This window comes from Edaphobacter flagellatus, from assembly GCF_025264665.1.
In the GTDB taxonomy this organism is placed as follows: domain Bacteria; phylum Acidobacteriota; class Terriglobia; order Terriglobales; family Acidobacteriaceae; genus Edaphobacter; species Edaphobacter flagellatus.
The window spans coordinates 647,855-668,828 of sequence record NZ_CP073697.1 but is presented as its reverse complement, the minus strand read 5'-3'; the positions used below and the strand labels follow the sequence as shown (position 1 = coordinate 668,828).

General features: G+C 53.9%; 14 protein-coding genes and 1 pseudogene. 7 read left to right on the top strand and 8 right to left on the bottom strand.

Features of this window, described 5'->3' with window-relative positions; genetic code table 11:
* Positions 1-24: 24 nt before the first annotated feature.
* A complete protein-coding gene (locus KFE13_RS02620; RefSeq protein ID WP_260705583.1) occupies positions 25-417 on the bottom strand; it encodes a DUF302 domain-containing protein in 393 nt (130 codons plus the stop codon).
* A 392-nt stretch (positions 418-809) separates the two neighbouring features.
* Between KFE13_RS02620 and KFE13_RS02615 the strand changes: the two genes are divergently transcribed.
* Positions 810-4,103, top strand: coding sequence for a TonB-dependent receptor (locus KFE13_RS02615; protein WP_260705582.1), 3,294 nt, complete (start codon positions 810-812; stop codon positions 4,101-4,103).
* A 397-nt stretch (positions 4,104-4,500) separates the two neighbouring features.
* On the opposite strand, the gene KFE13_RS02610 is transcribed toward KFE13_RS02615, so the two are convergent.
* The 5 genes from KFE13_RS02610 to KFE13_RS02590 all read right to left on the bottom strand — a co-directional run bounded on the left by KFE13_RS02610 (position 4,501) and on the right by KFE13_RS02590 (position 9,889).
* Entirely contained in the window at positions 4,501-5,496 is a 996-nt protein-coding gene (locus tag KFE13_RS02610) for a Gfo/Idh/MocA family protein (RefSeq protein ID WP_260705581.1), read from the bottom strand.
* A 22-nt stretch (positions 5,497-5,518) separates the two neighbouring features.
* A complete protein-coding gene (locus KFE13_RS02605; protein ID WP_260705580.1) occupies positions 5,519-6,424 on the bottom strand; it encodes a sugar phosphate isomerase/epimerase family protein in 906 nt (301 codons plus the stop codon).
* 96 nt (positions 6,425-6,520) lie between these two features.
* A complete protein-coding gene (locus KFE13_RS02600; protein ID WP_260705577.1) occupies positions 6,521-7,492 on the bottom strand; it encodes a VOC family protein in 972 nt (323 codons plus the stop codon).
* A gap of 30 nt (positions 7,493-7,522) precedes the next feature.
* Positions 7,523-8,977, bottom strand: a complete 1,455-nt coding sequence (locus KFE13_RS02595; protein WP_260705576.1) for an MFS transporter — start codon at positions 8,975-8,977, stop codon at positions 7,523-7,525.
* A 60-nt stretch (positions 8,978-9,037) separates the two neighbouring features.
* Positions 9,038-9,889, bottom strand: coding sequence for a sugar phosphate isomerase/epimerase family protein (locus tag KFE13_RS02590; protein ID WP_260705575.1), 852 nt, complete (start codon positions 9,887-9,889; stop codon positions 9,038-9,040).
* 396 nt (positions 9,890-10,285) lie between these two features.
* Here KFE13_RS02590 and KFE13_RS02585 point away from each other — a divergent pair, with 396 nt between their 5' ends.
* Complete coding sequence (locus KFE13_RS02585) at positions 10,286-11,623, top strand: hypothetical protein (RefSeq protein ID WP_260705574.1); 1,338 nt, start codon at positions 10,286-10,288, stop codon at positions 11,621-11,623.
* An 18-nt stretch (positions 11,624-11,641) separates the two neighbouring features.
* Here KFE13_RS02585 and KFE13_RS02580 read toward each other — a convergent pair whose 3' ends face one another.
* Positions 11,642-13,573, bottom strand: coding sequence for a family 16 glycoside hydrolase (locus KFE13_RS02580; RefSeq protein WP_260705573.1), 1,932 nt, complete (start codon positions 13,571-13,573; stop codon positions 11,642-11,644).
* A gap of 535 nt (positions 13,574-14,108) precedes the next feature.
* On the opposite strand from KFE13_RS02580, the pseudogene KFE13_RS18735 reads away from it, so the two are divergent.
* A pseudogene (locus KFE13_RS18735) lies at positions 14,109-14,171 on the top strand (hypothetical protein); the annotation flags it as partial.
* Entirely contained in the window at positions 14,148-15,767 is a 1,620-nt protein-coding gene (locus KFE13_RS02575; protein ID WP_449240097.1) for a hypothetical protein, read from the top strand. The pseudogene KFE13_RS18735 and the gene KFE13_RS02575, both read left to right, overlap by 24 nt.
* On the opposite strand, the gene KFE13_RS02570 is transcribed toward KFE13_RS02575, so the two are convergent.
* Complete coding sequence (locus KFE13_RS02570) at positions 15,740-17,365, bottom strand: FAD-dependent oxidoreductase (protein WP_260705572.1); 1,626 nt, start codon at positions 17,363-17,365, stop codon at positions 15,740-15,742. The genes KFE13_RS02575 and KFE13_RS02570 overlap by 28 nt on opposite strands.
* A gap of 166 nt (positions 17,366-17,531) precedes the next feature.
* Between KFE13_RS02570 and KFE13_RS02565 the strand changes: the two genes are divergently transcribed.
* The 3 genes from KFE13_RS02565 (at position 17,532) to KFE13_RS02555 (ending at position 20,829) form a co-directional block, all read left to right on the top strand.
* The gene (locus tag KFE13_RS02565) at positions 17,532-17,927 is read left to right on the top strand and encodes a BlaI/MecI/CopY family transcriptional regulator (RefSeq protein ID WP_260705571.1); all 396 of its coding nucleotides are present in this window, start codon (positions 17,532-17,534) and stop codon (positions 17,925-17,927) included.
* Positions 17,924-19,966, top strand: coding sequence for a M56 family metallopeptidase (locus KFE13_RS02560; protein ID WP_260705570.1), 2,043 nt, complete (start codon positions 17,924-17,926; stop codon positions 19,964-19,966). The genes KFE13_RS02565 and KFE13_RS02560 overlap by 4 nt, the downstream gene beginning before the upstream one ends.
* Before the next feature lie 86 nt (positions 19,967-20,052).
* Entirely contained in the window at positions 20,053-20,829 is a 777-nt protein-coding gene (locus tag KFE13_RS02555; protein WP_260705569.1) for a hypothetical protein, read from the top strand.
* Positions 20,830-20,974: the final 145 nt, after the last annotated feature.

Here is a 20,974-nt window from a genome sequence, read left to right as displayed (position 1 = left end):
AGGAATCAGGCTCGATGGATAGCTTTACTGAAATAGCTGCGTTACAAGTGTAGTTGCCGCTGCGAGCGGAGCGACGACATCGTCCGAAAGCGCATAGCGTGCCTTCAGGTATTGCGGGTCATTCCATGTCAGCCACACCTTGCCGTCGGCATCCTGCCAGGCAAGCACCTTGAGCGGCAGATCGATGGCTGATAGCGGATTGGCAAGCATCACCGGCGTTCCGCCCTTCGGATTGCCAAAGATCAACACCTGCGTTGGAGGCATATGCAGCCCTGCTTTTTCCGCCTCGCCACTGTGATCTACCCGCGCAAACACCGTGATGTTTTTCGAATGCAGAAGAGCCTCGATGCGATCGAGGGTTTCCGGAACAGAGTACGGGCTGGGTTTGGTGAGCAGGCCATTTGCGGTCGGGATCATGGTGGCAGTCTAGAACATGACCCGATGAAAGATGTCACAAGCAGCACATTTTTTACGAAGGGGCAGTTGTTGACGCGCCCACGCCGAGGGTTCCAGCAACTGCCACCAATAAAGATGCCCCAGCCACAACAAGCCGAAACGATGCGCTCCTGTATAGAAGCTATTTTTTACGTAAATCGAGCACCACATCTATCTGTAAATAAATAGGATAGACGGCATTCGCATCGCTATACGGTGAATTAACTTGCCGGTCATTGTGGGGCATCGCTTTAACACAAGCACAGCCGGACATCCATTTTCCTTCGCGCCAAACGCAAAGCCATGGTTCCGGCAGACAAGAACTCAGAAGAAGCGGCGATGCGTGTCGTGATTTTGGGGAAGGATTGTTCGAGATGAAAATGAAGTTCTGCATCGCCCTGCTGGGTTTGCTCGTTGCATTCGTCGGAGTTCTAAGAGGCCAGGCTCCGACCGCCACTCTCGTCGGACGCGTCACCGATCCCACATCGGCCAATATCGTCGGCGCTACCATCACTGTCACCAACGCCGCCACCAACGAGACCCGCAGCACAAAGACCGATGCCAACGGTCAATACACCGTCACCAACCTCGACCCTGGCATCTACAACGTCACAATCACCATGGCTGGATTCAACCAGCTCACCGAGAGCAATCTCCGTCTCGCCACCGAGCAGACCGCCCGCCTCGATGCCAGCCTTCGCATCGGCGTCACCAGCGACACCGTCAGCGTCTCCGCCTCTGAGGTCGGCCTCCTCAACACCGAAACCTCCTCCAAGGGCGACGTCATCACTCCTGTCGAAATCTCCGAAATCCCCCTCAACGGCCGCGACTTCAACGACCTCGCTTTCACTGTCGCCGGTGTCCAGCCAGCCGAGCAGAACGCCAAGGGCGCACCTTACGTCGCCAACGGCTCACGTGCCGACTCCAGTGGCGTCTACGTCGACGGCATCAACGACGAGAACCCCCGCGACGCCGGTTCGCAAATCAGCCCGCCCCTCGACTCCCTGCAGGAGTTCAAGATGGAAACCTCCGGCTACACGGCTCAGTACGGACGCCTCTCCGGCAGCGTCGTCACCATGGTCACCAAGAGTGGCGGCAACCAGTTCCACGGCCTGCTCTTCGAATACCTCCGCAACGATCTCTTCGACGCCCAGTCGTACAACTTCGCCAACATCACCGTTCCCAAAAACAAGCTCCGCAAAAACCAGTTCGGCGGAGGCATCTCCGGTCCTGTCATCATCCCGCATTTCTATGATGGCCACGATAAAACCTTCTTCATTCTCAATCTTGAGAGCCTGCGCTCCACCACAGGAACAAACGCCACCAGCCTCGTCCCCACAGCCCGCGAACGGCTCGGCGACTTCAGCCAATCCGGACCCATCGTCAATGGCCTTCCCACGCCGTACTACCTGCACAATCCAAACAGCGCCGCCAAGTGTACGCCTCCTTCTGTCACAACCGGATGCCTCAATCCATCCAATCCAAGCCAGTTGAAGACCATCGATCCCGTCGCACAAAAACTGTTGGCGTATTACCCCCAGCCGAACCTGGTAGTTCCTCCCGGCAGCCCGAACTACGCGCTCAACACCAACAGCACCAGCAACTGGAACAATGGCCTGGCGAAGATCGATCAGAAGCTCGGGCAGAATGATCAGCTCGCTGTCCGCTTCCTGCGCCGTTATAGTTCCTCCACCAATCCGACCTCCGGCTCGCCTCTCGGCAACTTCGGCGCAAGCACATCGGTGCATGCAACGCTTATGGGTATCTCCGAAACCAAGGTGCTGACGCCGAACCTTGTTAACGACTTTCGCTTCGGCCGCACGCGCACCGTCTCCAATCAGCAGGCGAACGACGCTGGCACCAACTACGCGCTTCAGCTCGGCATCCAGGGCACGACGACCATCCCCTCGCTGCTTGGCTTCCCAGCCTTCAAGCCTGCCAGCTATGCCAGCCTCGGCGACAACTCCTCCAACCCCATCTCATACGTCGTCAACAGCTACGACGGCAGCGATCTCGTCAGCTGGAACAGAGGAAAGCATAATTTCCGATTCGGTGGCGACATCCTTTACGTCCAGCTCTTCCAGCCCACTAACACCAGTAAGAACGGACAGTTCACCTATAACGGCAAGCTCACCAGTTCCGCATCCAACTCGACCAATGGCTTCGCCGACATGCTTGCCGGCTTTCCGACCACCAGCGTCCTCATGACCGGAGGCAACAACAACCATCTCTCCAATACCAACTACTCCGTCTTTGCGCAGGACGACTACAAGGTATCGCAGAGCCTCACGCTCAACCTCGGTCTCCGCTATGAGCTGCAGACACTTCCCGTCGAAGAAAACGGACAGCTCACCAACTTCGTTCCCGCTCTAGGAAAAATCGTTTATTCCAATGCGTCCACCGTGCCCAACATCGCTGCTGTTCTCGCGCAATCCGGACTCACCAACTACTACATCTCCGCCAGCGATGCCGGATATTCCAAAGCACTCGTGAACACCAACAAGATGCGCTTTGGTCCGCGTCTCGGTTTTGCCTGGCGGCCATTCCAGGACAACAAGACCGTCATCCGCGGCGGCTACGGTGTCTTCTACACGGGCTCGAGGTTGACCTTCATCCGTACCAATCTCGCCGGGCAATATCCTTTCTCCGCTACGACCACCTACTCTGCTGTCGCTGCTACCTCCACCGCGCCGGCAAGCCTGATCTCCTCCACTAACCCCTTCCCGGCATCGGGAGGCTCGCTCTCGGGAATCCTTACGCCCAATGGCTACGATCCCAACGCGCCCTCCGCCAACATGCAAAGCTACAACCTCACCATCGAGCGCGAGCTGGGGAAGGGGACAGCTTTGGAGGTCTCTTACGCGGGATCGAAGGGAACGCATCTCGGTCAGGAATTTGACTACAACCAGGAGCGCATCGCCAACGTCAACGCATCACGTCCTCTGCCGAACTTCTCCGCCATCACCATGGCCTACTTCAACGGAACCTCGCACTACGACTCGCTGCAGGCGACCGTGCGCAGAAGGTTCGCCAACGGCCTCTTCTTCCGTGTGAACTACACCTATGCCAAATCGCTCGACTCGCAATCCGGTATCAACTACGCTGGCGCGGGCGGCTACTTCGGCAACCAGGACATCAACAACCCAACGGCGGAATATGGTTTGTCCGACTTTGATATCCGTCACAACTTCACCGGCACTGCCGTCTATCGCACTCGCTCACGCTTCTACGCACTGCGCGACTGGCAGGCCAGCGGCAGCGTCCTCGCCTATAGCGGCCAGCCATTCACGCCCAAGGTCTCCGGCACACAGGACCTCGGACAAGCTACCCGCCCCAATCGCATCTGCAATGGAACACTCTCCAACCGGACGATCGCTCGTTGGTTCGATGCAAGTTGCTTCGTCGTTCCCACCTCGGGTTTCGGCAACTCAGGCAGAAACATCCTCGAAGGCCCAAACAACATCACCATGAATTTGGCGCTCGGCAGGACGTTCTCGGTGGGTGAGTTCGGTCGCTTCCAGTTCCGTTGGGAGACCTTCAACACCCTCAACCATCCTGTCTTCGGCTACCCCAGCACCACGATCGGGACTGCCGCCACGGCGGGAGTGATCTCATCGACGAATGGAAGCAACCGCATCATGCAGCTGGGCGCCCGCTACGAGTTTTAGCCAGGAAGCGCTCCACGAACAGGCAGAGGACTTGTATCAAGTCGCGGTCCTCTGCGCTCGTGGAAAACCTGTCAAGCCCCTGATCTCTGCTCCGATCTGGAAATTCCTCTCTAACCAGCACAAACAAAACCAGAAATCGCCACGAAATAAATCAGCCAAAAGTGCCGATTAGTTTCACCCCAATCGCTACTATAGATACAGAAGCAATAAAGCTCCGGGCAATTTACCCGGGGCTTTATGTTTGGGCGGAACAGGTAGAAATAAACCCTTTGGTTTCTATATTTTTGGGCTTAACCCGTTTCGATGGAATATTTTAGCTTGTGCAAAACGCATAAACTGCTGAAAGTAAATAGTTTGCTGCGAACAGAGGGGGGAGGGGGGCCTGTCTCTGCCCGCACTAATGCTCACGGCACGAGTTATAGATACGAAGCACCAGGTCCAGAGCACGATATCCATCTTCGCCCGAGCACAACGGCGCTCTGCCTTTCAGACATGCGTCGGCGAAATCAAGAAACTGCCGCTCAAATGGAACCACTGAGATCGCCATCGGATCGGAAGCCCCCGAAGCGCTTTTCGTCTCCACTGGAGCAGATTCACCTGCATCATCCTGCACGTCCCACGTCGTCAGTCTGTCGCCTGTGAGAATCGCAGTGCCTTTCGTGCCATGAATCTCGACGCGCTCCGGATAGCCGGGCCAGATTGCCGTTGAAGCTTGGATCACACCCGTCGCGCCGTTCTCGTAACGAAGCAGAGCATTCACGACGTCCTCCGATTCAATCCGATGCAGAGACCCAAGTTGCCATTCGGCCGAGACGCGAGCGACCGGCCCGATCAGATACAGAAGCAGGTCAACCTGGTGAATTCCCTGGTTGATCAGCGCGCCACCGCCTTCGACCGTCCAGCTGCCCTTGATGGGGCGACTGTAATACTCGGCCGAGCGGTACCACTTTACATAAGCATCGGCTTCGAGAATGCGGCCCAGCCTTCCTTGCTGAATCGCGCGCTTCAAAAAGATCGTTGAGTCATCGAAGCGGCGCTGACTCACAACGCCAAGTTGAATGCCGGCATCTGCTGCAACGGAGATCATCTTCCGCGCCGTCGCCAGGTCGATCGCCATCGGCTTCTGCACCAGCAAATGCTTTCCGTTTGCGGCGCAAAGCTCCACAACAGGAAGTCGAAAGTCAGGAAATGTACACAGATCGACATAGTCGACCTTGGGATGACGGCACAACTCTTCTACCGTTGCGACATACTCTGCTCCATGCTCCGCGGCAAAAGCCTGCCCTTTACTCGCCGTGTGGTTCGTGCAGGCGGCGATCTTAAAACCAATGTTCCGATAAGCAAGCGCATGCTTCGCCGAGATAGCGCCGGTTCCAACGATTCCAACGCGCAAACAAACCTCCATGAAGAAAGAGCTAAACTTTGACGCCGATCTTTTGTTCCAGATAAGTCTTGCTGATCGCTGCTGATTCCTTCGGCGTGCGCGACTTATCCGGAACCCGATCGAGCTCCACAACAGCCCAACCGCTGAACGCGACCTGATCGAGTGCGGCGAAGACCGCAGGAATATCCACGCGTCCGCGTCCAAGCTCGACAAACTCAAAAGGATATCTCGCCTTTGGCGTGTCGGCGGGAATATCGCGAACGTCCTTCAGATGCATGAATAAAAGCCGGTCATGATACTTGCGAATCATCTGCACCGGATCGCCGCCGCCGGCGACCGCATGCGCGGTATCGAGCTCCAGCTTCACATACTTCGGATCGGCGTTCTCAAGGATAAGGTCGAGGTTCTCAGGCTTCTGGCTCAGTGTGTTGAGATGGTTGTGATAGCCGAGCGGAATGCCGATATCGGCCGTGCGCTTGCCAAGCTCCGTGAGCAGCTTCCCCAGTCGCTTGCACTCATCGGGAGTTACGGAGCGCGTATACGACGTGAGCTTATCCAGTATCTGGAGATAGCGTCCACCGGAGTCTTTCACAAACTGTGCATGAGCCACATGCGTTGCAATCTGGTCCGCGTCAGGCTCATCGAGCGAAATTTCGCCGCTCGAGAGCGCAACAAAGGTCAGCTTGTGCTGAGCCAGAAGGTCTTTCAGTTCGGCAGGCTTGAAGTCGGTGAGCGCATTGGCGCGCAGCTGGATACCTCGATAGCCGACGGCGGAGATATCATCGATCGCCTGTCGCTCTTCGTTGCCCCAGGTGATGGCTGCATAGCCAAACTGGATGTGGCTCTTACGCAGTGCGGCAAATGAAGGCAGCGAGGAAGCAGCAGCTGCGGCGCTGAGGCTCGCCAGAAAGGTACGTCGTGTCAGATTGCGGTTCATCGGGCTCATCTCCTTAGGGATGCACTCACCATATCAAAATAAAGCTGGAGCTCTTCGTGATAGCCCCAGCCGTGTTGGAAGGAAGAACATTCGAAATTAATCATGCGCAGGCGGTGGTGGCGGAGCCGTCGATGGAGGAGTTGGCTTGCCAGTGATCGTATTGCCCTCCATCAGCTCAACGCGAGTTCCATCCGGATCGTAGATATTGACCTGACGTTTCTGATTGACGCCGACTGCAACCTTCAATTCTTTTCCATAGTCTTTGAACGTGGGCCGCGACTGCAGTTCAGCAACGGCCTTTGGCACATCAGGCACCAGCAGAGACATATGATTTTTGGTGCCAAAGGTGTCAGGTAGTTTGCGATAGAGCATGAACTCGACGTAGTCGGTTCCATCCGGAACACGCATATTGATCCAGCTGAGCTCCTTTGGGTTGGCTCCGCCCCGCCAGGTCTCCTGAAAGCCGAGAATCTTGCCGTAGAAATCCATCGCCTTCTCGCTGTTTCCGACGAGAAATCCCACGTGGTAGATCTTGTCAGAGATACGCGTGCTTGGCTCGAACTTGCCGGCGGCTTTGGCTTCCATGCCATCGGGCAGAGTCTGTACGAACTCAATCAGAGTGCCGTCGGGATCTTTGATCATGAACGCATAGTCGCCGGCCCGTGTCTTGCTGCCGTCTCCCGGTTTTACGTCGATGCCTTTCGAGCGCAGATAAGCGCGCATCGCTTCGAGATTGTCGACGGTAAAGCAAACATGATTCATCATGTTGGGCGGATGCGGCGACGGCTCATTGAAAAGCTCGACATGCTGCTGATCGTTGATCTTGATGAAGGCGATGCGGGTATCTTTGCTGTCTTTTTTGGGCAGCGAGTAGTACTCGTCGAAGCCGAAGAAGTCATGCCAGAAAGCGAGGGACTTCTGCAGGTCCGAGACGTAGTAAGCGGCGTGCGAGATACCCGTAATTTTCGGACGTGCAGGGGCTGCGTTTTGCGCAGGAAGTTGTGCCGGGAGCGACAGCATGAGCGCAAGGCCAGCCATAAGTGACGTGCGGTACCGTTGAGTGGACATGAAGGCTACCTTTCGTTAGGTATACGAAAATTAATCGACTGCTACTGGTGCCAACTTCGGTGCCAGCAGGTGAATGACGGTGATAGCGACGAGATATGCCGATCCCGCCAACAGAAATACAGGAACATAGTTCCCGTGTGTGAGTTGAAGCACGAAGCCGATGAACAATCCAAAGAACATCATTGAAACTGAGCCACCGCATGCGCCGATACCGACAACCGATGCAACAGCGCGGCGAGGGAACATATCCGAGACCAGCGTGAAGAGATTTGCGGACCAGGCCTGATGAGCTGCGGTTGCCAGACTGATCAGCGCCACCGCCTGCCACAGCGTATGCACCTTGCCGACAAACATGATCGGCGTAATTGCCAAAGCATAGAGAAGCATTGCCGACTTCCGCGCGCGATTTACAGTCCATCCCAAGGAGATCAGTTTGGCCGGAAGCCATCCACCAAAGATACTGCCGAAGGTGCAGACGTTATAGATGACCAGCAGCGGCAGTCCCATCTTTGTAATGGATAGCCCGAAGCGTGCGTTAAGAAACCCAGGCAACCAGTAGAGATAGAACCACCAGATGGGATCGGTGATGACTTTGCCCAGAAGGAAGGCCCAGGTCTGGCGGTGAGGAACAAGGCGTGACCAGGCAATCTTCGAGGTGGTCTGAACCGGTGCGCCACTGTTGATGTATGCGAGCTCCTCAGACGAGACGCGCGGATGTTCTGCGGGACTGCGGTAAAGCGCGAACCAAAGCACCAGCCAGATCATCGCAAAGACGCTGGTGGCGAGAAAAGCGTACTGCCATCCAAGGCGATAGAGCAGGAAACCGACGGCGAATGGAGCCAGCGTGGCGCCAATATTAGTGCCCGAGTTGAAGATGCCTGTAGCCAGTGCGCGCTCGTTGCTGGGAAACCACTCTGCGACAGCTTTGATGGCTGCGGGGAAGTTCCCGGCTTCGCCGAGTCCCAGGACGAACCGTGCCATACCGAAGCCAATGACAGCGCCCGAGAGGTTTGCCATCGAATTGACCCACGATGCCGAGCCAAGGCCAGGAATGTGCCGCAAGAGGGAAGCCGCATCGATTGCGAGTGCATGAAGAGCATTGGTGACGGGAGCGTATCCCACCAGCGAATGCAACATGGAGGCTACCGTCCAGATAATCAACGCGACGGCGTAGCCAATACGGGTTCCGACCCTGTCGATGAAACTGCCGCTCAACAACAACCCAAGCGCATAGGCTGCCGAGAAGATGGATACGATCGCTGCAAATTGAACCTCGGTGAGACCGATGCCGCGAATTGGGTCTTGAAGTGTTGGCTTGAGCAGTGCAAGCACTTGCCGATCCATGTAGTTCAGCGTCGTAGCGAAAAAGAGAAGAGCGCAGATCTTCCAGCGGTAGCGGCTTCCAGAGGGAGAGATGGTCGATCCTGTGTCTGCAATGGCTCGCGGCGCTTGCCTGATTGGTGATAATGATGTCTGTACGAGCATTGCAGATACCTTTGCGGTGCCGATTTTGTGGATTCGGGTTGAAGGCGTTTCGAGGTTAGATCAAGCGCTGCGAGCGATCGCTGCTTTCAGCTCCTGGATGAAAGACGGCACGACCTGATATGGATCGTAGGGCTTATCTGGAGTCGAGAGGGTCTCAACCGGAAGATATCCACTGTAGCCGGAGGAACGCACGATGCGGAGTAAACGATCCAGATCGAGCTTAACGTCACTGGCTGCCCCGAATGCGCTTTGCTTAATCTGCCAGTTGACGGCGTAGGGTGCGGCCTTCTGCATATCGGCATAGGGATCGGGAGAGCGGAAGTAACCGGTGTCGACGATTACACCGCACCACGGAGAATCAACGAGGCCGACAAGCTTGATCAGGTCATCGCTGGTGCGCAGGAAGTCGCCATGATTCTGGACACCGATGATGACGCCGTGATCCTTGCCAAACTGAGTACATTCCCGCAGATCGTCGGCGATCCACTCACGAACCTGGTCCTCGGTGAATCCTTTGGCGACATCGTGCCATGTCATATTACGCATCTGCGTATCGGCAAAGACACGAAGCACGGGCGCGCCAAGCTTTGAGGCGACGATGACCCAGTCCTTGATGATTTTGATGTCGGCTGCTCGTTTGTCTTTATCGGCGGTCGTGAAATTATTCCGGGCACCTGTTCCGCTAATGCCCACGCCGGACTCGAACGCCTTGGGCTTCAGGTCGAAGATATAAGAGTCCGGAGGAACGTCCGGGAAACCGGGGAAAAAGTATCCGGTTGGATCGATCCCATCGATGTTGTGCTTAGCGCAGAAGTCGACCAGTCCGAAAAGGTCGATGCCATCCTGCCCATGCTTTACTTTCGCGTTTAACAGGCGGCTGAAGGAGAAAGCGTTGAGGGAGACCTTCAACATCTTCCCGCCAGATCTGGATATTGGTTTGATTTCGGCCTGTGCAGCCTGCGGAGTCGTGGCTTTTAAACTTGCCATTGTGACGAAAGGGAGTGTTCCCGCTGCTCCGAGGAAGTGCCGTCGAGTCCAGTTTTGCATGGATGAAGCTTGTTTCAAGAGTTCCCCCATCTTCATTGCTACCATCGTTTGCCAAAGGGAGAGTCAGCAAGTTAATTAACGGTATAGCAATTCCATATGCGCTGAGCGGCGACGACTATTTAGGTTCAATTACTTGCGAAGCTGCTCTATACGTTAAGAGTGGTTTGAAAGCTGGTTGACGATAGTTCTGCCATTCAGGTAGCGTTTCAATTCGTGATAGATACGCAGGAAAGTTGCGATGTGCAGGCATGCAAGGAGCTCGTGAATCGAGTTGTCGCGAGCAATCTGATTGCGAAATCAGCCCGGCTTAGAGATTTATTTCTGTATCTTTGTAGCAAGGCACTCGACGAGTCCGTCGACGATATTCATGAACTTGAATTAGGACACAAAGTCTTTGGACGGCCGGAGCACTACGATACGGCTGCCGACAATATTGTTCGCGTCCATGCCTCGCTTCTGCGAAAGCGTCTCGCTGAGTATTTTCAGACAGAAGGCGAAAACGAACGTCTGGTGATTGAAATTCCAAAGGGGAACTATGCGCCAATATTTCGCAAGCGCGATCTTGCCCCGAATGCGGCGAAGCTACCTGAGCCGATTGAGAGTCCAATTTTCTCGATGCCCTCTATCGCGACAGAAGGGAAAGAATTTCCAGAGCATGTGCTGCCCGTAGCCTCTCTGGCGAAAAGCAGATCTATCGCAGTCCGAAGCGCATGGGGCTTTGGATTCCTCACCATAGTCCTGGCATCCCTTTGTGCATTCTTATTAGTTCGAAGTAAAAATGAAATAACACATAGCTCGTCCCTGCAAGGAGCGACTGTACGCCAGTTCTGGTCGGGGATATTTCAGCAGGGCAGCCCTGCCCATATCGTGCTGGATGATGCATCGTTGGATTTTTATCAGCAGGTTTCTGGAAAGCAGGTTTCTCTAACAGAGTATTTCGACAGAAGCTACTTGCATCCGATAGGTGATGAGGCGGAATCCTTGCACCTGGACCGGAAGGCAGTCCAATCATTTCTGTTGAAGAGGCAGTCCAACTTCTCGGATGTCAATCTCGTGGGCCGATTGTCGCAAGTAGGAGAAGTTTTTGGAACGAGCACCAATCTGTACTTTGCACGGGATTTCTCGTTCCGTCAGCTCAAATCTGGCAACATTATTTTGTTGGGCACGCGGCAATCCAATCCATGGATTCAGGCGTTCGATTCGTATCTTGCCTTGCGATGGAAGTATGATCCCTCTCTCGATAGTTACTATCCCATCGATATCACGGCCAAAGCGCAGGACGCGGATAAGTTCCGATCAACCGTCGATGGTTCCAAAACCCATGATGGCTATGCCAGCATTGCGTTTCTTCCGAATGTGAGTGGTACCGGCAACATCCTCGTGATCTCTGGTACAGGTGGTGCGGCCATTGGCACGGCACTGGACTTCCTACGAGATGAGTCTTCGATGTCACAGCTGCGTTCGAGAATGGGATCAACCGGAAAGGCATTTCCGTACTTTGAGGCGCTGTTGAAGACAGAGAACGGGGGAGGTCTCCCCCGTTCTGTAACGATTGTTTTGAGCCGTTCTCCAAAAGCACTCGTGTCGAGTGGATCTTAGAGAGAGTGACGATGACGATTATTGGGATGTCTCTAATACCCAGATATTTCTGAACTGTACGGGCATTCCATGTTCCTGCAACTGGATAGGCCCCTTCGGAGCTTCACCTAACTTTGCGGCGTTCAGAGTTACCGGGCCCAGGATGTGATCGTTGTACAAAGGCTCTCCGTTTAGCATGAGTGTGACCTTTGCGTCTGCAGTCTTCTGGCCGGATGCATCGAATCGCGGGGCTTTGAAATCGATGTCGAAGGTTTGCCACTCAAGCACCGGACGTGAGGCGCGAATCCCCGGCTTGGTTGCGATAGAGTTATCGAACTGTCCGTTCGGATTGGCTGTCAGGCTGCCGTAGGTCTCGTTGATGTTTGCCTCGTAACGGTCCTGAATATAGACGCCGCTGTTGGTTGGGCCGCCGATCGTTCTGAATTCGACATGGATCTTCGCATCACCGAAGGTTCGTTTGCTGATGCAGTTGCCAGAGCGCGGGACGGACTCTACGGCATCGCCTGGAACAAGGTGCCATTTGCAAGGGCCGTCTTCCTTTAGCCATTCCTTTTCCATCATTTTGGACCACTCGTCCATATTCTTTCCGTCGAAGAGGACGATAGCGCCCTGCGGTGGTTTCATTCCCAGGGTTGGAGACAGGCGTGTGATGCGTTGCAAATCGATGCTCTGATTGCCATTCTTTGCCATCAGATGGCCGTTCTCGATCAAGCCGGTCCAGCCATCGCCTTCAAGTGGGAGAACGCCATTTGCGAGTGTGCCATTCAGCACGGCTACAGGGATATCGTGAGGTTGATCGAATTGCTTGAAGAGATGAATCTCGTACTTGGCATTATCGTCCTGCTGCGGGATCAGGTCTTCCTTGGAATAGATCTTGTCCATAACAGAAACAACCTGAGCAACCAGGCCACCGGTTCCTTGCCAGTCTCCACGTAAAGCATCGGGAGCGGCCCAGTAAAACGGATGTGGCAACTCAACCTTACGCGGCGCTCCCTTGGCTCCTCCTTGCGAACTCTTTTTCGAGCCGGATGTCTCGGATGAAGAGCCTGCAGGAGCTGTGCTGGCCATTGCTACATCCCCTGCCTTCGGAGGCTCCATGACTTCAACACGATTCTTGTTCAGGTCGTAGATCTCGACAACGTTCTTCCCATTTGGCAACTGATGGACGTCGGCAATTGCATCGGGGAACTGTTTCATCTGCGGCTTGGCCGCGATCTCTGCGGTCATCTTCGGCACATTTGGGTTCGAGAGACAGATGTGGTCCTTGATGTGGAAGCGCGCCTCTTCGGGCTTCCGCTTCTCCCAACCAATCTCAAATCGGTCTATGCTATCGGGTACCGCCATCTTCGAACCATCACCTTCTTTGGTGAACCCAAAGGCATCGCTGTAGAACTTCCAGGTGGTTTCCCGGTCTTTGACCAAAAGACCAATGTGGTCGATGTGGTCGGAGATGCGGGTGGCCGGCATGAATTTTCCCTTGGTTGCCGTCACCTTGCTGCCCGGCATGTACTGAATGATTTGGATCGTGAACCCGGATGGTTCCGTAAGGTTAAAGCTCAGGTCGCCTTCTTCGTTCTTCGTGACGGCAGGCGGTACGGCTATGCCGATGGAGGCCAAGTGGTCTCTCATGCCTTTGGCGTCGTTTGTCTCAAAGCCCGCATCGTGAATATAGCCGTAGTTCGTGACCGGTTCGGCATAGAGCTGGATGAACTGATGGTCATTGATTTTGATAAAGACGACGTGATCGGAGCCATCCCGATTCTTGAGCGTGAACGCCTCCTGAAACCCGAGAAACCCTTCGTAGTAATCACGGGCTTGTTTCAGGTCGTTGACGTAGTACGCCATGTGCGCCATGCCGATGATCCGAGGTTTCTCCTGGGCGTGGAGGTGAGGATGAAACAGGGCTGGCAAAAGGAAAAGAGCAGCATATTTCGAAAGTCGAATTTTCACGAAGACCTCAGTCTAGAATTCGTAAACGACTTTCGATCAGTGGGTGGAGAGGGGACAAGTTAATTCACGGTCAAGGCCGGGACGGGGATTGACTGCGTTAAGAAGTGAGGTCAACTCATTATTTGTCATATATTTATGGATCACTGTCTTAACGTTAAGACGGCCAGTATTTAGGCAAGTCGAAGATGCTTCAGGCGGAGTCCCGCACGGAGAGGAAAGCAGAATCAGGCTGTCTGATCGTGTTCCATGTCTTATTCGGTGCGGCTGGCGACAATTTCGGCAGACAGAGGAGTGCCGTCCAGGCGGGTTGTCCGAAGGAGGACTTCAAAATGCTTCAAGTTGCCAGGAGAAAGGGATTGCTTCAGTTGTTGCATGGATTTTTCTGACAAAAGGAAGTCAACGGATGCTTCGGTTGCCTCTGCCGTTGTTCCAGCAATGATGAGGACCGAAGAGCTGTGTTCAGTGTTGGAGAAATGTTAAGAACGATGAGACATCGGTTGTCGTCACCTCTCGAACGAATGAGCAGGGTGCATTTACTGTTCGCCCACTCAATCCGGGCACGTATACCTTGACGGTGGAGCAGGCAGGCTTTCAGACGGAGGTTCTGCGAGGGATCGTTCTGGGGGCGGCACAGGATGTAAGCCTATCGCCGACCTTGAAGGTCGGAGCAGCGAGCGACAACGTAACGGTCTTCTCCGATGGGCTGCAGGCAACGACGACGGTCTCGGAGGTTTCGCTTACGGTCGATCATGCCATCGTTCAGGATCTACCTTATCCAGAGCGCAGTGCTTTGGGAGCTGTGCTTCTCGTGCCCGGAGTCACGGGCGATCCCTCGGTTCCTGGTGGTGTGAGCTCGGAGAACGCCCCGATCACGACCGGCCCTATTACTCCCGGCGCCAGCCTTTCCGTTGGTGGTGCACCTCCGGGGACCAGCTCGATTCTGGTCGACGGGTCGGATATTACCCAGGCCAGCTATGCCAGGGCGGGTATCAATCTCTCAGGTCAGATCGTGCAGGAGACGACCGTTCTCACGACCGGCCTTTCCGCCAAATATGGGCGTACCGGTGGCGGTGTGATCGTGCAGGCCAGCAAGGCGGGGACGAGCAACTACCACGGCCGCGTAACCTGGCGGCACACAGACCCCTTCTTCAACGCGTTTCCCGTTGGATCCAGTGCCGCGAATGCGCAACACGAAAACTTCTACGGATTCTTTGTCGGTGGTCCGGTTCGCATTCCACACATCTACGATGGCAGGGACAAAACCTTCTTCTTCGTTGGTGTTGAGCCAGCCAGGATGCAGAATGCTCTTTCATTTCGTGGTAATTTCAGCACGCCGGACGAACTAGCTGGGCGTATGCATAATGCCTTGGTGCTGCTGAATCAGACTGTTCTTAAGAATCAGGGGTACGCTGCAGCGCTGGCTGCTCCGCGCATTGGCGGAGTTTATTACACAAGCACAGTTGACGCTAACGGCTTCCCAAACGGTGCGCAGAATTCAGCTGCATCCAGACAGATCGTCGGACCTGGAGGACTGGACGATATCTCACCGCAGTTGGCGAAGAATCCTTTCGCGCAATATGTCATGTCGCAGCTGCCGACCCCGCAGAATCCCGGTCCTTATATTAAGTTTGATAGTCCGGACGGAGCCTACCAGAACGATGGAACGAACGCTGTTTATCGGCGGGGTGTCACGAATGTGGACAACCGCTGGAGCGTCCGTGTCGATCATCATTTCGGAAACTCGGATCAGATATTCGTTCGCTATAGCGAAGCTCCTCTTAGCGGGCCGCGCTACTTTGCCCTGGCGGCAAGCAATCCGTTGAATCAGGTTCCGACAGACGTGACTGCGTCGCACGACCTCGCAGTCGGGTATACCCATGTCTTTACGCCAAACGTTATCGCAACTGGGCGTTACTCCTTTTTACGTGTCAATCAGAAGCGCACACCTCCGAGCGGAGCCTTGACACAAGACTTTGCTGCGAAGTACGGTCTAACACCGGCTACTGCAGGGCGCGGCTTTCCAACACTGGGTGCCATCGGAAATGGAATCCTGCAGATTGCTGCTGCGAATCCTTATACCGATGTGGATGAGAACTTCATTGGCGGTGGTGATTTTAGTTGGATCCATGGGAACCATCTCTTTCATCTTGAAGATCTTAGCCAACGTCACTCAATTACCTCCTGCTCTTTGTGAAGCACAGCTTTTTGGCTGCGTAGCCTCTCTTGCAGAATCGTAATGCTTACATCCTGTACTGCTGTTTTCCTTTGCACTGCGAGTGCTGCGATTGTACCTGCCGCCTGGCCAAGCATCATGTATTGAGGCTCCATGCGCACCGACGAATATGCGACATGCGAAGCTGAGAGGCAGACTGGAACCAGCAGATTTTCTGCTTGAGATCGTACGGGAAGGATCGTACCTGCGGCGATCTCATATGGTTTGACCGGAACCTGAACATCTCCCTCGTTGCGTACGCTGCCGTCCGGCATAGCGACTCGCTGGACATTGTGCGAGTCGCTGTTATACGAGCCCATAGCGATAGAGTCAGGTTTCGTCCGGTTTGTTTGCAGGTCAGACTGTTTCATGACATACAGGCCGATCATGCGGCGGCCTTCGCGGATGTAAAGCTGATTCGGCCATCCGTCGGTGTCCAGAAACTCATCCTTAGCTCTGCCCCAGTTATTGACTTCGTCTCTTAAAAGCTTAGGGACGTGAGGGTCTGAAGCTAGAAACCAGAGGAACGATTTTGTGTAGAGCAGATGCGCGTCCCATAATCTTTTTCTCTCGGCGTAGCCTGCATCCGGATAGGTCCAACTTTTGCCAATGTAGTCCGTAGAGAAGGCTCCGTTGTTGTTGAAGTCGGCTTTCTGATTCGGGATCATGACTGGGTTTATCACGTCGCCCATATTGGGATCGCGATGCATGTGTTCTTTCCATTCGTTTAAATACTTTGCCAGAAGTGCGAACTGCGCACTGTCGTACCCCTCGGGTTTTGTCCAGGGCAACTTGTTTGCCGGATTATTGGTAAGGATCAGTCGAAAATTGTAAGCTTGTATCTTCTTGTCTGCAGAACCATTTGTGCCGATAGGTCCTGGATCAACTTCAGGCATCAGCTTGTCGTTCGCGCCATTTGGAGAGATTTTCCAGAGAAATTGATGCTTCGGTGTATCTCTACGTACGCCAGCGAGATCTTCGCTATAAGTCTCAACTCCTTCGCGTCCGACGATATACTTCACTCCCGCCTGAGCCATTAAATCGCCTTCATAGCTGCAATCGGCGAAGACCTTCGCCTGCCATTTTTTGTTGTCCTCAGTGGTAATCGAAGTTATATGAACTGCCGATTTGGTTACGCCTTTGTGTTCTTTCAGGCGCTCATGAAAGTAGACCTCGACTCCGGCTTTCTTAAGCCAGGCTTTAAAAATGGTCTCTCCAACTTTTGGCTCAGAGAGCCAATCACTATGTTTATTAAGAGAGAGTTTGCCGTAGTGTGCGGCTGCTTCACGATAAAAGTCGCGCGCGTACCCGCCGATGATCTTAAAGTCAGCAACATCGGAAGCAGATAATCCACCCGTAACCATGCCCCCGAGGTGAGAGCCCGGCTCAAGAAGGACAACATGAAGCCCCTCCTTCGCTGCCGCATAGGCAGTGATTACGCCTGATGCGGTACCCCCATAGACGACAAGGTCAGCTTTAGCAGGGGCTGCAATCGCAGGTGTCGCCAAAGCGAAAAGGACAAAACAGAGCAGGGATTTGTATTTCCTAAATTGAGTAAGTTGCGTGGCGCTGATCAGCATGTAGAGCATTTTATCGGGCGACGATTCGGCTGGCCTACCTCTGCATTTCTTCCGTTCAGGATGTTCTCAGAGACGTCCTTGCAACAGAGCGTCAGGGAAAGGCGGCGTACGTCAGTACGAAAAATTTCGTTGACATCTACGATATTGTTCGTATATGGTCCTACACATGACAAAGAAAAAAGAGACCACCAGGCCGACAGAAGGAGAACTAGAGATTCTCGCGTTTTTGTGGGAACGAGGATCAGCTACAGTTCGCGAAGTCTATGAAGCGATCAGCGCATCGCGTCCGATGGTGTATACGGGCATCTTGAAGCTGATGCAGATTATGACGGATAAAGGCTTAGTCATTCGTGACGAGAGCGCACGAGCGCATGTCTATCGAGCAAATGTGGCAAAGGAAGAAACGGAGCGTCGCTTTGTGAGGGAGTTAAGTCAACGATTGTTCTCCGGTAGTGCGGCTCAGTTGGCGTTACGAGCGTTAGAGATAGAACCTGCAAGCGAAGAACAACTGGTGGAGATACGTAAGTTACTGGCGCGGAAAAAGCAGGAGGCTAATAGATGAGTGTCCTCGGCTTGGTGCATGCAAGAGAAGTAGTTGCGTTGGGATGGACGCTCCTGCACTTTTGCTGGCAGGGCGTGGCGATTGCACTGCTATATGCGCTGGTTGACCGTTGCCTTGCTCATACGACAACCGTGGTGCGTTATGGCGTGGCGATGATGATGTTGGGGCTGATGCCTGTTGTAGCGATTGCCACGTTTATGGAGCAGGAGCGACTGGTAATTCATATCACTCCAGGTGAGCAGCCGATGGTGGCGTCGCAGGTGGGAAGCCTGCATGTAGTTGTAGCGAAAGAGGTACCATTCGCTGCTCCGGTTATGGCAAACGGTGAGCTTTGGATTGCGAGTCATGCAGACCGGTTTTTGCCTTGGATCGATGGGTTATGGCTGGCAGGAGTTTGTTTGCTTGCGCTGCGAGCTGTTGGGGGGTGGTGGCGACTGAAATTGTTGCAACGCGATGCCGCAGTAGCCATTCCATCTGCAGTGCAAATGAGTTTTGAGAAAGTAAGTGGAGCGCTCCGGCTGACATATCCGGTGATATTGCGCGTATCGACTGAAGTGATCTCGCCAATGGTCATGGGGGTTTGGCGAGCATCTGTGATTCTGCCAATGAGCGTGGCTACATCGCTCCCAGCTGAGCAGCTGGAAGCTGTATTGGCACACGAGTTGGCGCACATACGCCGGTGGGATTACCTCTGCAATCTTCTGCAGACCGCGATTGAATGTCTCTTTTTCTTCCACCCCGCTGTGTGGTGGATCAGTAAACGTACGAGAGAGCTACGCGAAGTATGTTGTGACGAGATTGCAGCTCGCAGCTGTGCGGATCCGGGGATTTATGCTGAAGCGCTGTTGCAGATGGAAGAGCAGCGCGCAGAGCGCATGCAATTAGCGATGGCTTTGCATGGGGAAGAGGGAACACTGTTACATCGAATTCGACGAGTGATGGGAGAGAAGGGTATGGAGCAGAGGTCGATGAGTGGAGTACGGATTGCGGTAGCAGGATTCGTCGTGGCGGGGCTTGTCGCAGCACCGCATGTTGCACAGGGGCTGAAGGCGCACACAGAGAATACTGGCATCACAGCAGGAAAGAGAGTTGTTTTTCCTGAGCAGGAGAAAACTACTCCAAATCAGTCCGTGTCGGTGCCGCGCGTCTCTGTAAAAAGGAGTGCAGGATACGAACTGTTGCCTCAAGCAGCTCCAGTACGAGCAGTCGCTTCGGCGCCGTCCGCTTTACCCGTTTCTATAGCCTTAGCAGTCCCCACGCCATCTTCCTCTCCAGTTGAGCCGACGCCATCACCTGAAGCGGGGCAAGATACAACGAGGAGCGGTAGCGGGCTGGACTATTTGAAAAAGATGCAGGAAGCGGGGTATCCACTCGACCTCAATAAAGACTTGAACACGATCATCTCACTCCGCTCGTTGGGTGTGACGCCTGAGTATGCCAAGGCGATGGCTCAGGCAGGGTTCGGTATCCCAACACTGCCTGAGCTGATCGCCCTAAAATCTGTTGGGGTGACGCCAGAATATATTGCCGGGCTAAAAAGTTCCAACGCAGCCCCGTCCAGTTTCCAAGAAGCTATCTCTGAGAAGTCCGTTGGTGTGACTCCTGAGTATGCGAAGGCGATGGCCGACCTTGGGATTGGAACCCCGACGCGGCAGGATCTTATCAGCCTAAAGTCAGTAGGGGTCACGCCGGGGTATGCAACTCAATTGAAGGCAGGCGGATTAGCTCCCACCGATCTACATGAGCTGGTTACTTTTCGAGCTGTCGGGATCACACCTGAATATGCTAAAGCGATGGCTTCAGCAGGGTTTTCGGGGCTTTCTGCGCACGAACTGGTTTCTCTAAAAGCTCAAGGCCTTACGCCGGAGAATGCTCACTGGCTTAAGGCGACTTTTCCGAATGCCGATCTCCATGCCGTGAAACAAGCCGCAGTCTTTCATATCGATGAAGAGTTTGTCGGCAAGGCAAAGTCGTATGGCTTCAATAGCACAGACCTGGACAAATTGATCAAGCTGAAGATGACGGGTCTTCTGAACTAAATCGCGAACTAAGGTATGGCAGCATGCAATCACGTATTGCATCGGGGGATGCTTTGTCTCCAAAAGGTTATTGAGGAGAAGAGAAAATGAGATTTTTCGTCTTTGCAGTGATGCTCGGATGCTCGACAGGATTTGGACAGACATTGTCAGGGCTATGCATGCTTTCGGATGCTCGTCGCACAAATGAGCCGGACAAGGTGCAGTTGATGCTAGCAAGCGTTGATTGTGGCAAAGAGGCGGAGAGCTGCACTGAGATGAACAACTCATCGCTTCAATGGAGTCGTTGGAGCGGTGTTTCTTCAGAGTTGCTTCAAAAAGAGGGTACGGCGCTGACCGCTCGTATGAAGGCTGAACCCGGAGAGCTGACGTGTACTGGTAACGTTCACGACAGTGCGTTGAGCGGCCGCTACCAATTCATTCCTAGCACCGTTTTCTTGACGGACATGGTTTCTTTAGGATTCGACGACATTACGCCCAAAAAGCAGCTCGGGTTTTTGATGTTGGATATTACGACAGCGTGGGTAAAAGAGATGAAAGGAATGGGTGTTACCGATTTATCGACAAATAAATTGATGGGTCTGAAGGCGCTGCATGTGGACTCGGCTTATATCCACGCGATGTCTACCGCAGGATTTACGGAGCTTCGCGCAAGCAAACTGACAGAAATGAAGGCTGTGGGTGTAACGCCAGAGAAAGTGCAGGAGGCAAAATCATTAGGCTTTACCCCAACGGAGCATGAGCTGATTCAAATGTGCATCTTCCATATCGATCGCCCATTTGTGGAGAAGATGCGTGCCAGGGGGTTGAAAGATTTGACGCTGGAAAAACTAATCAAGATCAAAATATTCAAAGTTGACGAATAGACAGCCTTCTTTCGCGGCTTAATGAGGAGGCGCGATGATTCCTGAACGAACTGCCGCATATGTTCTTGTCGTCATATGTGTCTTCCAATCGTTTTATCCTTCATCGCCAATCAGGTGGCAGCATTGGCAGAGTCTCTATGTACAG

Coding starts and splice junctions, on each gene's coding strand:
- KFE13_RS02620 (WP_260705583.1), bottom strand. CDS start 417: ATGATCCCGACCGCAAATGGCCTGCTCACCAAACCCAGCCCGTACTCT.
- KFE13_RS02615 (WP_260705582.1), top strand. CDS start 810: ATGAAAATGAAGTTCTGCATCGCCCTGCTGGGTTTGCTCGTTGCATTC.
- KFE13_RS02605 (WP_260705580.1), bottom strand. CDS start 6,424: ATGAACCGCAATCTGACACGACGTACCTTTCTGGCGAGCCTCAGCGCC.
- KFE13_RS02600 (WP_260705577.1), bottom strand. CDS start 7,492: ATGTCCACTCAACGGTACCGCACGTCACTTATGGCTGGCCTTGCGCTC.
- KFE13_RS02595 (WP_260705576.1), bottom strand. CDS start 8,977: ATGCTCGTACAGACATCATTATCACCAATCAGGCAAGCGCCGCGAGCC.
- KFE13_RS02590 (WP_260705575.1), bottom strand. CDS start 9,889: ATGTTGAAGGTCTCCCTCAACGCTTTCTCCTTCAGCCGCCTGTTAAAC.
- KFE13_RS02570 (WP_260705572.1), bottom strand. CDS start 17,365: ATGCTGATCAGCGCCACGCAACTTACTCAATTTAGGAAATACAAATCC.
- KFE13_RS02565 (WP_260705571.1), top strand. CDS start 17,532: ATGACAAAGAAAAAAGAGACCACCAGGCCGACAGAAGGAGAACTAGAG.
- KFE13_RS02560 (WP_260705570.1), top strand. CDS start 17,924: ATGAGTGTCCTCGGCTTGGTGCATGCAAGAGAAGTAGTTGCGTTGGGA.
- KFE13_RS02555 (WP_260705569.1), top strand. CDS start 20,053: ATGAGATTTTTCGTCTTTGCAGTGATGCTCGGATGCTCGACAGGATTT.